14 protein-coding genes are annotated in these 13746 nt (G+C 63.6%); 9 read left to right on the forward strand and 5 right to left on the reverse strand.

Annotation, left to right across the window (positions count from 1 at the left end):
• Positions 1 to 136: 136 nt before the first annotated feature.
• Positions 137 to 403, reverse strand: a complete 267-nt coding sequence (gene rpsT, locus Q0X68_RS11950) for a 30S ribosomal protein S20 (protein WP_108871810.1) — start codon at positions 401 to 403, stop codon at positions 137 to 139.
• A gap of 165 nt (positions 404 to 568) precedes the next feature.
• Here rpsT and lepA point away from each other — a divergent pair, with 165 nt between their 5' ends.
• Positions 569 to 2395, forward strand: a complete 1827-nt coding sequence (lepA, locus tag Q0X68_RS11955) for a translation elongation factor 4 (protein ID WP_297752110.1) — start codon at positions 569 to 571, stop codon at positions 2393 to 2395.
• Between the two features lie 12 nt (positions 2396 to 2407).
• On the opposite strand, the gene Q0X68_RS11960 is transcribed toward lepA, so the two are convergent.
• The 3 genes from Q0X68_RS11960 to Q0X68_RS11970 are packed head-to-tail and all read right to left on the reverse strand — an operon-like array spanning position 2408 to position 5443.
• Positions 2408 to 3223, reverse strand: coding sequence for a carbohydrate ABC transporter permease (locus tag Q0X68_RS11960; RefSeq protein WP_297752113.1), 816 nt, complete (start codon positions 3221 to 3223; stop codon positions 2408 to 2410).
• Positions 3220 to 4158, reverse strand: coding sequence for a carbohydrate ABC transporter permease (locus Q0X68_RS11965; RefSeq protein WP_297752116.1), 939 nt, complete (start codon positions 4156 to 4158; stop codon positions 3220 to 3222). Before Q0X68_RS11965 ends, Q0X68_RS11960 begins: the two co-directional genes overlap by 4 nt.
• Before the next feature lie 7 nt (positions 4159 to 4165).
• On the reverse strand, positions 4166 to 5443 hold the full coding sequence (locus Q0X68_RS11970; RefSeq protein WP_297752119.1) for an ABC transporter substrate-binding protein: 1278 nt from the start codon (positions 5441 to 5443) through the stop codon (positions 4166 to 4168).
• 103 nt (positions 5444 to 5546) lie between these two features.
• Between Q0X68_RS11970 and hemW the strand changes: the two genes are divergently transcribed.
• The 6 genes from hemW to Q0X68_RS12000 all read left to right on the forward strand — a co-directional run bounded on the left by hemW (position 5547) and on the right by Q0X68_RS12000 (position 10395).
• Positions 5547 to 6731, forward strand: a complete 1185-nt coding sequence (gene hemW / locus Q0X68_RS11975; protein ID WP_297752122.1) for a radical SAM family heme chaperone HemW — start codon at positions 5547 to 5549, stop codon at positions 6729 to 6731.
• A 90-nt stretch (positions 6732 to 6821) separates the two neighbouring features.
• The gene (locus tag Q0X68_RS11980; protein ID WP_108871815.1) at positions 6822 to 7196 is read left to right on the forward strand and encodes a GntR family transcriptional regulator; all 375 of its coding nucleotides are present in this window, start codon (positions 6822 to 6824) and stop codon (positions 7194 to 7196) included.
• Entirely contained in the window at positions 7193 to 7900 is a 708-nt protein-coding gene (locus Q0X68_RS11985; protein WP_297752131.1) for an ABC transporter ATP-binding protein, read from the forward strand. The genes Q0X68_RS11980 and Q0X68_RS11985 overlap by 4 nt, the downstream gene beginning before the upstream one ends.
• Entirely contained in the window at positions 7882 to 8676 is a 795-nt protein-coding gene (locus tag Q0X68_RS11990) for a hypothetical protein (RefSeq protein ID WP_297752133.1), read from the forward strand. The genes Q0X68_RS11985 and Q0X68_RS11990 overlap by 19 nt, the downstream gene beginning before the upstream one ends.
• 78 nt (positions 8677 to 8754) lie before the next feature.
• Entirely contained in the window at positions 8755 to 9597 is an 843-nt protein-coding gene (locus Q0X68_RS11995; protein WP_297752136.1) for a DUF3097 domain-containing protein, read from the forward strand.
• A gap of 24 nt (positions 9598 to 9621) precedes the next feature.
• On the forward strand, positions 9622 to 10395 hold the full coding sequence (locus Q0X68_RS12000) for an inositol monophosphatase (RefSeq protein ID WP_297752139.1): 774 nt from the start codon (positions 9622 to 9624) through the stop codon (positions 10393 to 10395).
• A gap of 3 nt (positions 10396 to 10398) precedes the next feature.
• On the opposite strand, the gene Q0X68_RS12005 is transcribed toward Q0X68_RS12000, so the two are convergent.
• Positions 10399 to 11184, reverse strand: coding sequence for an MBL fold metallo-hydrolase (locus Q0X68_RS12005; protein WP_297752142.1), 786 nt, complete (start codon positions 11182 to 11184; stop codon positions 10399 to 10401).
• A gap of 257 nt (positions 11185 to 11441) precedes the next feature.
• On the opposite strand from Q0X68_RS12005, the gene hrcA reads away from it, so the two are divergent.
• Positions 11442 to 12449: a heat-inducible transcriptional repressor HrcA gene (gene hrcA, locus Q0X68_RS12010; RefSeq protein ID WP_297752145.1), complete on the forward strand. Its 1008-nt coding sequence runs from the start codon at positions 11442 to 11444 to the stop codon at positions 12447 to 12449.
• A gap of 10 nt (positions 12450 to 12459) precedes the next feature.
• Entirely contained in the window at positions 12460 to 13638 is a 1179-nt protein-coding gene (gene dnaJ / locus Q0X68_RS12015; RefSeq protein ID WP_297752148.1) for a molecular chaperone DnaJ, read from the forward strand.
• The last annotated feature ends 108 nt before the right edge of the window (positions 13639 to 13746 follow it).

Below are 13746 nucleotides of genomic sequence, written 5' to 3' on the forward strand. Positions count from 1 at the left end.
TACACGTAAGGAGTCGTCGGCAGCGTCAGATGTGTATAAGAGACAGGATCTATCTTTGCCCCATTAGGGTATTTACGCGCAAAACAGCGCCTCGGCCACCGAGTAGGGCCGAGGCGCTGAACCTGACTTGCTGGTATCAGGCCTGCAACGCAGCGGTTGCCGACGAGAGCGCCGACTTGCGGTTTGCGGCCTGGTTGGCGTGGATGACGCCCTTGGAAACGGCCTTGTCCAGAGCGCGGTTCGCGACGGCGGTGAGTTCTGCTGCCTTCTCGGCATCGCCCTCGGCGATGGCGGCGCGGGCCTCACGCACGTGCGTGCGCAGCTTCGACTTCACGGCCTTGTTGCGCTGGCGCGCAACTTCGTTGGTCTTGTTGCGCTTCATCTGGGACTTGATGTTTGCCACGAAAAATCCTTCTGGTGCTCGGTGATGCGCCAACCTTGACGCGACGATCCACAATACATGGCAAGGCCGCACCTCACCAAATGCGCGGCGGAGCAACTCGCCAAGTGCAGCGCAAGGTGAGATGATAGGCCGTCAGAAGTCCCGTTTCTATGCAAGGAATGATGCATGGCCATCCCAGGCAAGACCGATCCGTCGATCATCCGCAACTTCTGCATCATTGCACACATCGACCACGGAAAGTCGACGCTCGCGGACCGCATGCTGCAACTCACCAAGGTCGTCGACGACCGCAGCATGCGCGCGCAATACCTCGACCGGATGGACATCGAGCGCGAACGCGGCATCACCATCAAGTCCCAGGCCGTGCGAATGACGTGGCCGGTGGGCGACACCGTGCACGTGCTCAACATGATCGACACCCCTGGCCACGTCGACTTCAACTACGAGGTATCGCGCTCCCTGCAGGCCTGTGAAGGGGCGATCCTGCTCGTTGACGCGGCGCAAGGCATCGAAGCGCAGACGCTTGCCAACCTCTACCTCGCACTCGAGGCAGAGCTCACCATCATCCCGGTGCTCAATAAGATCGACCTGCCTGGCGCCGATCCAGAGAAGTACGCCGCCGAGCTGGCGTCCATCATCGGCTGCGACGAGGACGAAGTGTTGCGGGTCTCCGGCAAAACCGGAGTGGGCGTGCCCGAGTTGCTCGACGCCGTCGTCGAGCGAATCCCTGCCCCCGTGGGCGACGCCGACGGGCCAGCGCGCGCGCTCATCTTCGACTCGGTGTACGACACGTTCCGCGGTGTGGTCACCTACGTCCGCGTCGTCGACGGCGCGCTGCGTCACCGCGACCGCATCCAGATGATGTCCACCGGTGCCCAGCACGAACTGCTCGAGGTCGGCGTCATCGCACCTGACCCGTCCAAGCAGAATGCCATCGGCGTCGGCGAGGTGGGCTACCTCATCACGGGCGTGAAGGACGTGCGGCAGTCTCGCGTCGGCGACACGGTCACCGTCGCAACCGCACCTGCGACAGAAGATTTGGGCGGCTACGAGCCTCCCGTGCCCATGGTCTACGCCGGCCTCTACCCGATCGACGGCGACGACTTCACCGAGCTTCGTGAGGCGCTGGAGAAGCTGCAGCTCAACGACGCCGCGCTGCTGTACGAACCCGAGACGTCGAGCGCGCTCGGCTTCGGTTTCCGCATCGGCTTCCTCGGCCTACTGCACATGGAGATCGTGCGCGAGCGGCTTGAGCGCGAGTTCAACCTGGACCTCATCTCGACAGCGCCGAGCGTGGTGTACCGCGTGGTGATGGAGGACCACTCCGAACACATCGTGACGAACCCGTCGGAGTTCCCTGAGGGCAAGGTCGACGAGGTGTACGAGCCCGTCGTCGACGCCACCATCCTCGCGCCCGCAGAGTTTATCGGTACCATCCTCGAGCTGTGTCAGACCAGGCGCGGCGTGCAGAAGGGTCTCGACTATCTGTCAGAAGATCGGGTGGAGATTCGCTACCAGCTGCCGCTCGGCGAAATCGTCTTCGACTTCTTCGACGCGCTCAAGTCGCGGACGAAGGGGTACGCATCGCTCGACTACGAACCTGCCGGCGAAGCACCGGCCGACCTGGTGAAAGTCGATATTTTGCTGCACGGCGACCCCGTCGACGCGTTCTCCGCCATCGTGCACCGCGAATCCGCCTACTCCTACGGACTCCAGATGGCATCCAAGCTCAAGGAGCTCATCCCGAGGCAGCAGTTCGAGGTGCCCATCCAGGCCGCCATCGGCTCGCGCGTGATCGCGCGCGAGACCATCCGCGCCATCCGCAAGGACGTGCTCTCGAAGTGCTACGGCGGCGACATCTCGCGAAAGCGCAAGCTGCTCGAAAAGCAGAAGGAAGGCAAGAAGCGCATGAAGATGGTGGGCCGAGTCGAGGTGCCGCAAGAGGCCTTCGTCGCGGCGCTGTCCACGTCGGAGCCGGCAAAGAAGAACTAGCCGCCGCTGCGCCTAGCGCAGGCCCGACGTGGTGAAGCCTCGCACCAGGTAACGCTGGAGGAACAGGAACATCACCAGCATGGGCAGAATCGCGATGATGGAGCCCATGAACAGTTCCGGCAACCGCACGCCTTGGCTGGTCATGAACTGCGACAGGGCCACCTGCACGGTGCGTGTGTTGTCGCGGCCAACCAGGCTGGGCCAGAGGAACGCGTTCCAGGCGCCGAGCAGCACGATGGTGCCGACGGCGGTGATGATCTCCTTGGAGTTCGGCACCACGATGCGCCAGAACACACCCCATGGTGTGCATCCGTCGACGAAGGCGGCGTCCTCCAGCTCCTCGGGGAAATCGAGGAAGAATTGGCGGAACAGGTACGTCGCAAACGCTGAGAAAGCCGCCGGAATCACCAGGCCGCGGTAGGTGTCAATCCATCCGAACTGGGCGGTCATGATGAACGTCGGCACGAAGGTCATCGTCGCGGGAACCATAAGCGTGAATACCGTGAGCCCCAGTAGGAAGCTGGCGAGCCTGTGCTTCCAGCGCGCCAGCGCGTAGCCGGCCATGAGGCTGACGAGCACCGTGATGATGGTCTGCAAGCTGGCGGTGACGGCCGAGTTCAGCATGGCTGACCCGATACCGATCGTGTCGTTGGCAAGCAGCGACTTCAGGTTCGTGAAGTCGAGCTGGTTGGGGAGCCAGTGCCAATTCGGCGACGCGATGTGCTTCTGCGTCGAGAATGCGTTGCGGAACATCACGTAGAACGGCAGCAGGAAGAACAGCGTCAGCATGATGAGCAGCGCATACCGGGCGATCCTGGATGCTTTCATGCTTTTGCCTTCTTCGCTGCGCGTCGCTCCTTGCGCTCCTCCCGGCTCATGAGCCAGTTCTGTGCCAGGGAGAACAGCACGATGATGGCCGCAAGAATCATGGTGCCCGCGCCGCCCAAACCGAGGTTCTGTTGCCCGCCGCCGAACGAGATCAGGTACAGGTGCACCAGGGGCGGGCGTCCATAGGGCGGGTAGGACCCGATGGTGCCCAGCATGTTGTAGAACTCGTCGAATGCCTGGAACGCGTTGATGAGGAGCAACATGATGACCGCCACGCTGGTAGCGCGAAGCTGGGGGAGTGTGATGTAGCGAAGCACTCGCCAGCCGGAGGCTCCGTCGATGGCCGCCGCCTCGTAGGTATCAACCGGGATGCGCTGCAGTCCGGCGATGATGAGGATCATGTAGAAGCCCACCTGCAGCCACAGTCGAACGCTGATGAGCGCGATCCAGTAGAGGTTGTTACCGCCTCCGAGCCAGTTGACGGAGTCGCCACCCCAGGAGCGGATGAGCGAGTTCAGCATGCCGAAGCGGGCGTTGTTGAAGAACACGAGCCGCCAGATGATGGCCGCGACGACGTAACTCACCGCCGACGGGATGAAGAACACCGAGCGGAAGAACGCCTGGCCCCATTTGAGGTCGTTGAGCAGGAGCGCTAGCCCTAGTGAACACACATATGTGAGTGGCACGATCACGAGCGAGAACACGACGAACACGGCCAGCGAGTTGATGAAGAGTTCGTCGCCCAACAAGCTGGTGTAGTTGTCCAACCCGACGAACTTCGTCGGCGTGATCGTGTTCTTGGCCTCGAAGAAGGACAGGTACGCGCTCCACACCACGGGCACGTAGACGAAGACCGTCAGCCCGAGGAAAAACGGTGCGACGAATACCAGGAACCACAGGTTGCGGCCCTGGTATCCGCGCAGGCGTTGCCACACGTCGGGATCAGCCTTGCAGCTTGGCGAGTTCCTTCTTCGCCAGGTCGCCGAACTTGGAGAACGCGCTCTTCGGGTCGGCGCCGTCCACGATCACCTTGCTCACAGCCGCACCGTACGCTTCACCGAGCGAGCCGGACCACATGATGTCGTTGGCGAAGCCATTCTCGCTGACGAACTTGGCGGCGTCGGCGCCTGGGCCGTCCTTGAACTGTTCCGTCTGCGAGGCCAGCGCGTCCTTCGCTGGGATGTGCACGCCGTAGGCAGTGGAGAAGTCGATCTGCTTGTCTTCCTGGTCGATCCACAGCCACTTGATGAACTCCTTAGCGGCATCGACGTGCTTGCTCTTCGCGTTGACGCACGCGCCGAACGCGCCGAACGGCACCGCCGGACGGCCCTTCCCGCCAATCGCGGGGAATGGCAGCACGCCGAAGTCGTCGTCGAAGGCTTCCTGCACCTGGGGGAGGCCCCAGAGCCCGCCCCACTGGAAGGCGCACTCCTCATTCACGAACGCCTCGGGGCCGTACCAATCGTTGGAAGCGCCCGACAACACAGCGCCCGACTTCACGAGCTCGCGGTAGTCGACGAGCGCCTGGTAGAAATCGTCGGTGAGGAATGCGGCCTCCGTGCGGTCGGCGTTGAGCTGATCGTGGCCCGACGCCCAAATGAAGATGGTGCCGAGCACGCCGACGCCCGAGTCGTTGCCAGCGAAGAAGCCGCCCATGTCCTTCGTGTTCACAGCCTTGGCGGCTGCAGCGAGATCTGCGAAGGTCTTCGGTGGTTCGATGCCCTTCTCTTCAAGCACCGACTTGCGGTAGAAGAGCATCTGCATATCGATGGTCTGCGGGATGGCGTAGATCTTGTCTTGGAACGTAAAGCGGTCGATCACAGCCTTGTTGAACTGGTCTTTCACCGGAGCCATGAGCTCGGTGAGGTCAGCGAGCTGCCCGCCGCGGATCATATCCAGCGAACCACCCTGCTCGAATTCGAACACGTCCGGGGCTTCGTCGGTCAGCAATGCAGCGCCGAGGATCTTCATGTAGTCGCCTGGGGTCCACTGCACGCTCACCTTGGCGTCGGTGTACTCAGAGGCGTACTTCTCGACGGCTTCCTTCACGCCGGCTTCGCCGTACTCGTGGTACCACTGCTTGAGCGCAACATCGCTGTTGCTGCCGGAGCCTGCTGAACCGGAGGATCCTTCGAGTGGATTGTTGTCGCCGCATGCAGCGAGCACAGACAGGGCGGCGAGCCCGCCGCCGGATGCGAGGAGTGAACGTCGATTAATCATGAAACATAGTGTGTCATCTCGAGTGAGATGTTGGGGGCATGCCCACGCACGAATCTGTCTTCTGTAAGCGAACGGGTTGGGAGACGACGCTAGGCTTCCGCCCGTGGCTTCCCAACTCCCCGACGGTGAGCCCGCGCCCCGCGACGGTTCACTCCCACCTGGCACCGACGTCGGTGCCCCGCTGTCGCTGTACGTGCACGTGCCGTTTTGTATGACGCGGTGTGGCTACTGCGATTTCAACACCTACACGCCGGCAGAGCTTGGATCGATGTCGCCTGGTGCCTATCTCTCCGCCGCGCGAGCCGAGCTGGACCTGGCCCGTCGCGTACTTGGGCCCCAGACCGTGCGCACGGTGTTTTTCGGCGGAGGTACCCCGACGATGCTGCCGCAGGGGGAGCTCGTCGGGCTGCTCGACGCGATTCGGGAGCGCTTCCCGATAGCCGACGACGCGGAGATCACGACGGAGGCGAACCCGGAGAGCGTCGACGCGAGCTACTTCCAGGCGCTGCGCGACGGTGGGTTCACGCGCATCTCGTTGGGGTATCAGTCGTCGGTGCCGCACGTGCTGGAGGTGCTCGACCGCCGCCACAGCCCCGGGCGTGGCCTGGATGCGGCACGCTGGGCGTCGGGGGCCGGGTTCGAGCATGTCAGTCTCGACCTCATCTATGGCACGCCGGGGGAGTCGTTCGATGATTGGCGACGAAGCCTCGACGCGGTGGCCGACACACCCGTCGACCACGTCAGCGCCTACTCGCTCATCGTCGAAGAGGGAACACGCCTTGCCTTGCGCGTGCGCAAGGGTGAGCTGGCAATGCCGGACGAGGACGATCTCGCCGACAAATACATGATTGCCGACGAGTTCCTGGCCGCACGCGGTTTCCACAACTACGAGACCAGCAACTGGGCGCTGCCCGGCGGCGAGTGCCGACACAACATCGCCTATTGGAAAGGCGCGAACTGGTGGGGGATCGGGCCGGGCGCGCACAGCCACGTCGGCGGCGTTCGGTTCTGGAACCGGAAACACCCGCGCGCCTACGCAGACGCCCTGGCTGCTGGCATCTCGCCGGCGCAAGGGCGCGAGGTGCTCACCTCGGAGGACCGCCGCGTCGAACGGGTGCTGCTGGAGCTTCGGCTGGCCGACGGGCTCCCACTCAGCGTGCTGACGCCGTCGGAACGTGAGCGCGTTCCTTCGATGGCAGCGCGAGGGCTGGTCGATGTCGTCGACGGGCGGCTCATCGTGCGACGGCGCCTGCTGGCTGACGGGATCATCCGCGACCTACTCGACTGATACGCACCTTTTTGCTTTGAGGTGTTGACAGCGTAGCTCCACTGTCTTACTGTATTAAGCACCTAGTACAGCAATGCAGGAGGTGTGGGAATGCAGTTCGACAATTCCTCGCCCATCTGGTTGCAGTTGGTGGACGAATGCTCGCGCAGAATCGTCACGGGCCAGTGGCCCGCGGGGAGCAAACTGCCAGGCGTTCGAGACCTCGGCGTCGAACTCGGGGTCAACCCCAACACCATCCAACGCGCTATGGGCGAGCTCGACCGCATGGGCGTCACGGTGCCGGATCGCACGAAAGGGCGGTTCGTCACCGACGACACCACTGTGATCGACGAGCTGCGCGAACGCGTGGCCACCGGGCATGCTGACGAGTTTGTGCGTCGCGCCCAAGGGCTCGGCATGCAGCAAACCAGGGCGTTGGAGTTACTGAAGCAACGATGGCGACAACTGGAAGGTGAGCAATCATGAAAGCCATCCAAGTGCAATCACTCACGAAGAAATACGGCAAGTTCCCCGCACTCAACAACCTCTCATTCAGCCTCGACGAGGGCAACGTCGTCGGGCTCCTCGGAGAAAACGGCTGCGGCAAGACCACGCTGCTCAAAGTGCTCGCCGGCCTCATGGTTCGCTACGACGGAGACGTCACCGTCGCGGGTGAACGCCCCGGCCCGGCATCGAAGGCGAAAGTGAGCTTCCTCCCCGACGAGAGCTTCCTCGCAGATGGCAGCCGCATCGAATTCTGCGCCAAGCAGTACGCCGACTACTTCGCCGACTTCAACCGCGCCAAGTTCGACGACCTGCTGCAGTTCTTCCGGCTTGACCCGGGCATGAAGCTCTCCCAGCTATCGAAAGGCATGCGGGAGAAAGCACAGATTGCGCTCGCCATGAGCCGTGACGCCAAGGTGTTTCTCCTCGACGAGCCCATCTCAGGCGTCGATCCGGCCGCCCGCGACGTGATCCTGCGCGCCATCGTGCGCAACCTCGAACCGGACTCGCTCGTACTCATCTCCACCCATCTCATCGCCGACATCGAACCCGTGCTCGACCGCGTCATCATGATGCGCTACGGACAAGTGCTCATCGAGGGTGCCGTCGACGATCTACGTGTCGAGTACGGCAAAAGCATGGACCAACTCTTTAGGGAGGTTTACCAATGGTCGGAACAGTACTGAAATACGAATTCATCCGAACCAAGTGGGCGATAGCCCTGGGTTGGGGCTTCACCCTCCTGCTCGCGCTGATCTCGTACGGAGCCGCCCACATTTCAGGCGTTGTGGCGGGAGTGCCGATCGTTCTGGGGATCATCGCGGTAGCTGCACTGCCGTTCGCCGTGCAGCTCTACCTCGGGATACATCTCTACCGCAGCACCTTCGGCCGACGGGGATACTTCGAGCTCACCGTTCCCGTGAAGAACTCCACGCTGATCGCCACGAAGTTTCTCTGGGCTAGCCTCGTGAGCCTGATTTCCCTCGTGGTCAGTGCGGTGGCGCTGTGGCTCGTCGGAAAGGCCGACGCTGTCCTCGGTGGGAGCGCGCTGGAGATAGCGACGCGCGCCGTTTCCGATGCCTTGAGCGATCGGCCTGACTGGGGCGTGATCGCGTTGGTCGTTGGCCTGCTGACCTACCTCAGCATGCTCGCGCAGATCTACTTCGCCGTTGTCATCGGCAGCGAAGCGTGGATCAACAAGTCGGGAGGCTTCGGGCCAGTCATCGTCTACATCATCGTCTACGTGGCGATGCAGCTGATCGGGCTCGTGCTGCTTCTGATCCCACCGACGTACGACTTCATCGGTCGAACCTGGTACTGGACGCCGCCACTGTTCACGGATACGAGTGCCGATGATGCGGCGAGCCTGCCGGTGCTCCTGATACTCGGCTCCATTCTCCTCTCTGCGGTGATGCTCTGGCAGGCATTGGTGAGTGTGCAGCGTCGGCTTGAGCTTCGCTGAAGTCTCACGCCTCTCAACTTGTGGCGTCTCGGAGAGCCTCCGGGGCGCCACAAGTCATGTTCGGTAGGGTCGCCAGCCGTGAACCGATACTCCCGTGACGTCCTCGCGCCCGGCTGGCAGCGCTCCCACATGAAGAAGACCAGGAACGTGCCCGTCGAACTCGACATGGTGCTCGAATTCGACGACTTCTGCGGCGCCGTCGTCGGGTGGGAGAACGGCGTGGTGTTACTCGAAGACCGCAAGGGGAAGCGTCGCGGATTCCCGTTCGGTGCCGGGTTCTTGCTGGAGGGGGAGCCCGTCGCACTGCAGCCGCCGCTTCGCACAGGAACCAGCAAGCCCAAGTACACCGCATCCGGATCGCGTGCGAGTGACGCTCCAGAGCCAGCGAAGGTGGCGCTGCCCAGCCGTATCTACGTCGAGGGGCGCCACGACGCCGAGCTGGTGGAAAAGATTTGGGGCGACGACCTGCGTCACGTCGGCGTCGTCGTGGAGTATCTGGGTGGCATCGACGATCTCCCCGCCATCGTCGATGAGTTCCGGCCGGAACCAGGCAGGAGGCTGGGGGTGCTCGTCGACCATCTGGTGCCGGGTTCCAAGGAATCGCGCATCGTGAAGCAGGTGTACGCCGGCGGCCACGAGGATTGCGTACTGGTGCTCGGACACGAGTTCATCGACATCTGGCAAGCCGTGAAGCCGGAGCGCGTCGGCCGCAAGGCCTGGCCCGAAGTGCCCATGGACATCGATTTCAAGAAGGGCACGCTGGCTGCGCTCGGCCTGCCGCACGACGATCAGCGCGACGTGGCGCGCGGCTGGCAAGCGATTCTCGCCAGGGCCAACAGTTGGCGTGACTTGGAGCCGCAGCTCAACACCATCGTCGAACGCCTCATCGACTTCGTCACTCAGGACCACATCGACGGTTAAACCCCGTTGGGTACAGTTGCCAGCATGGACATCGACGGCATTGCGGCAATGCTCAAAGACACAGCCGACGCGGTGGTCAACCCGCGGTTTCGGCAGCTGGCGGACGCGGAGATCGACGAGAAGGAGCCGGGCGACTTCGTCACCGTCGCGGACCGCGAAGCGGAGCGCCACCTCGCCGGCCTGCTGAAGGAAGCGTTTCCGAGCGCGCTGATCCTCGGTGAAGAGGGCGTGTTCCTCGGCGCATCGACGCTCGACGATCTCGCGTCGGCACCGCACGCGTTCGTGATCGACCCGATCGATGGCACGAGGAACTTCGTGAATGGCAAGCGCGAGCACGGCGTGATGCTCGCCGAGGTGCGCGACGGTGTGACCACGCGCGGCTGGATCTGGCAGCCGCAGTACGAGCGCATGTACACCGTCGAGGCTGGGTCGGGGCAGGTGCTCATGAATGGCGTGCCCGTCGAAGCTCAGCCCGAACGGGAAAAACCGAAGGGGGTTACGGGGCAGCAGCGGTGGCTCGGCCACGATGGGGGCGGCCGACACGAGCCCATGGGCCGCAGCTCCGGTGCGGCCTGCTTCGACTACCCGATGGCGGTATCGGGCGAGATCGACTTCATGTACTACAACAATGCGCACCCGTGGGATCACCTTGTCGGCTGCCTCATGCTCACCGAGATCGGAGGGACAGGGCGCATGTTGAGCGGCGAACCGTACTCCGCCGCGAGCAGGGGCAAGGGGCTGCTTGTCGCGCGCTCAGAGCGCGTGTGGGAACGCGTGGCGGAAGGCTGGGCCAGCTAGCTCTTAGATGCCCTGGATGGGCAGCTGCTTTCGTGCGACGACGCCGTGCGAAGCTAATTCGTCCACCAGCAACGGCAGGGCCTGGCGCACGGTGGGCTCTGAGAATGCCCACCGCTCAGCGGACTCGTAGAGCTGCTCGAGCTGCACGCCTTGCTGCACCAGCGTCGAGGTTGTGGTGTACATGTCGGCGATGCGCCCTGAGCAATCGATGACGGCATCACGGTTGGTGATGGGGCCGTGCCCAGGGATGACTACAGTGCTGGGTTTCGACGAGGTGAGCACGCCGTCGAGGGTGAGCGGCCAGGTGTCGAACTGGGTGGTTTCGTCGAACTGGGGCTCGTCTTCGACGAGGTCGCCCACGACGATCACGTCTGCGGATGGAACGACGACCACGAGATCGGACTGTGTGTGTGCCTTGCCGAAGTGTGCGATCTCGACGAAGCGCTCACCCAGCTGGATGCCCTTGAGCACGCTGATCAAGGTGGTGGGGCGGAATTCGGCGGAGGTGGTGTCGTCGACGATGCACTCGTGCGCAATGGTTTCCACGTCGGACATGCCGGCGATGCCGTGCCAGTGATCGGCGTGGTGATGAGTGATGACGACGGTATCGACGGGCACCGTCACCAGCGTGCGTGCCGAAGTGAGCAGCGCTGCCCCAACGTCGGCGGTGCCCCCGGCGTCGACGAGCATGGCGCGGTCGTCGCCGGCGATCAGCGTGACGTTCGCGGCGTCTGGGTCGACCGTCGTGACCCAAACCCTGTCGGCAACCTCACTCCACGAAATCTCCATGCGCCTGAGCCTAGGGCACGACGCCAAGGATGCCGAGCACGGTGCGGGGATGCCGGATAAAAACTGCAAAACTCGCCAACAGTGGCTCGAAACCTGCCCAAAACCGGGGTGTTGGGCCAACTGTTGGCGAGTTTTGCAGTTTTCTCATCGGACACCCGGCTGCCATGCGGTCTGCGGGGTCGGTACGCGACGCATTTCAACCATCTTGGGAAGAGGGGTAGGCTGGCACTCGCCTGTTGTGAGTGCTAGGAGGTGACATGCTCGACGACCGAAAGCTGGATGTGTTGAAGGCGATCGTGACGGACTATGTTGCCAGCCGCGAGCCTGTCGGGTCGAAGGCGCTCGTGGAGCGCCACCAGATGAAGGTCTCGGCAGCAACGGTGCGCAACGATATGGCCGTCCTCGAAGAGGAGGGGTACATCACCCAGCCGCACACGAGCGCGGGCCGTATCCCCACCGACAAGGGCTATCGCCTCTTCGTCGATCGACTGGCGAGCATCAAACCGCTGTCGACGGCGGAGCGACGCGCCATCGCTTCGTTCCTCGACGGCACGGCCGGCATGGACGACCTCATGGGGCGTACCGTGCGGCTGCTGGCGCAGCTCACCCACCAGGTGGCGATCGTCCAGTACCCCGTGACGCAGCGCGGCCAGATCCGCCACGTCGAACTCGTGGCGCTATCGCCGGAGCGGGTGATGGTGATCATCGTCACGGCGGCGGGGCGCGTCGATCAGGAAGTGGTGGACGTCGGCTTTGTGGAGCCCGAGGCGCTCGCAGAGTTGCGGAACGTGATCGTCGGTAGTGTGATTCAACGCACGCCAGCGGAAGCGGCCGACGCGCTCGCTACGCAGATGGACTCCATCCGCCCGGAGTATCGCCCCATTGCTGCGAACATCATCGCGACGACGCTGCAGCTGCTCGCTGCTGAGCCAGCCGCGCAGGTGGTGGTCGCGGGAGTGCCGAACCTGGCGGGCGTTCCATTCGAGCGCAATCTCCGTCCGCTGCTTGAAGCACTGGAGGAGCAGGTGGTGCTCCTACGCCTGCTGAGCGAGGCCGCCGGCGACGACGTGACCGTCCGGATCGGTGAAGAGAACACCGCCGACGGTTTCCAGTCGACGAGTTTGGTGGCCAGCGGTTACGGGCAGGCGGGCGCTCTGAGGGCGAGCCTTGGCGTGGTTGGTCCGACGCGGATGGACTATCCCGCAACCATTGCATCGGTGCGTGCGGTGGCACGCTATGTGAGTCGATTCCTCATGGAAGGTTGATCTAGCAACTGTGAGCACGAAGGATTACTACGGCATTCTTGGCGTCTCCCGAGATGCGTCGGCGGAGGAGATCAAGAAGGCCTACCGCCGCAAGGCCATGAAGGTGCACCCGGACGTCGCGCCCGACGACGCCGAGGCCGCTGACAAGTTCAAGGAACTCAGCGAGGCCTACGAGGTGCTGAGCGACCCGAACAAACGCTCCATCTTCGATCGCGGGGGAGACCCGCGTCAGGCTGGTGGCGGTGGCGCCGGATTCTCGGGCTTCGGCGGCGGGTTTGCCGGAGGGTTCGACTTCACCAACCTGGTGGACGCCATGTTCGGCGGCCAGGGTGGGCACGGCGGCCCGCGGTCTCGCGTGCGCCAAGGGCGCGACAAGCTCATCTCAGCGCAGATCAAGCTGCACGAGGCGGTATTTGGCACGAAGAAGACGATCAAGCTCAACTCGGCTGTCGTCTGTCCCCAGTGCTCCGGGCACGGCGGGCAGGACGGTTCCGAGCCGGTCGAGTGCAAGATCTGTGGTGGCCAGGGCGAGATCATCCAGATGCAGCGCAGCTTCCTCGGCGACATCCGTACCGCGCAGGCCTGTCCCGAATGCCGCGGGTATGGCACCGTCATTCCGCACCCGTGCACCGAGTGCTCGGGGGAGGGGCGCGTCGCGAGCCAGCGCACGATCACGCTCAAGGTGCCTGCCGGTGTCTCGACCGGGAACCGTATTCACCTCCAGTCGCAAGGCGACGTGGGCCCAGGCGGTGGGCCTGCTGGTGATCTCTACGTGGAGATCCACGTCGCAGATCATGAGAACTTCCGACGCGATGGCGACAACCTGGAAGAGGTCGTGCGCATCCCGATGACCGCCGCGGCGCTCGGGACGACGCTCACCCTGCCCACGCTGGAAGCCGAATGGGAGGGTTCCGACCCGGCCGACCGCACCGTCGAGGTGGAGATTCCGGCGGGCACGCAGTCGGGCACCCGCATTGCGCTCAAGGATCGGGGCGTCCCGCGGCTGCGCGGCGGCGGACGAGGTGAACTCGGCATCACGTTCTTGGTGCAGACCCCGACGAAGCTCGACGATCACCAGCGTGATCTGCTCCGGAAACTCGCCGAGGCGAGGGACGAGACGAAGGGCGAACCGATCGTCGATAAGGGGAAACACGGCGGTCTGTTCGGCTGGCTGCGCGGAGATAAGTAGTCATGACAGGGGCGCTGTTCCTCGCGCACCTCGATAATCCCCAGGTGGGGGATCAGGTCATGGTCTGTCTCTTATACACATCTGACGCTGCCGACGACTCCTTACGTG

Source organism: uncultured Tessaracoccus sp., from assembly GCF_947286155.1.
Taxonomy (GTDB): Bacteria; Actinomycetota; Actinomycetes; order Propionibacteriales; family Propionibacteriaceae; genus Arachnia.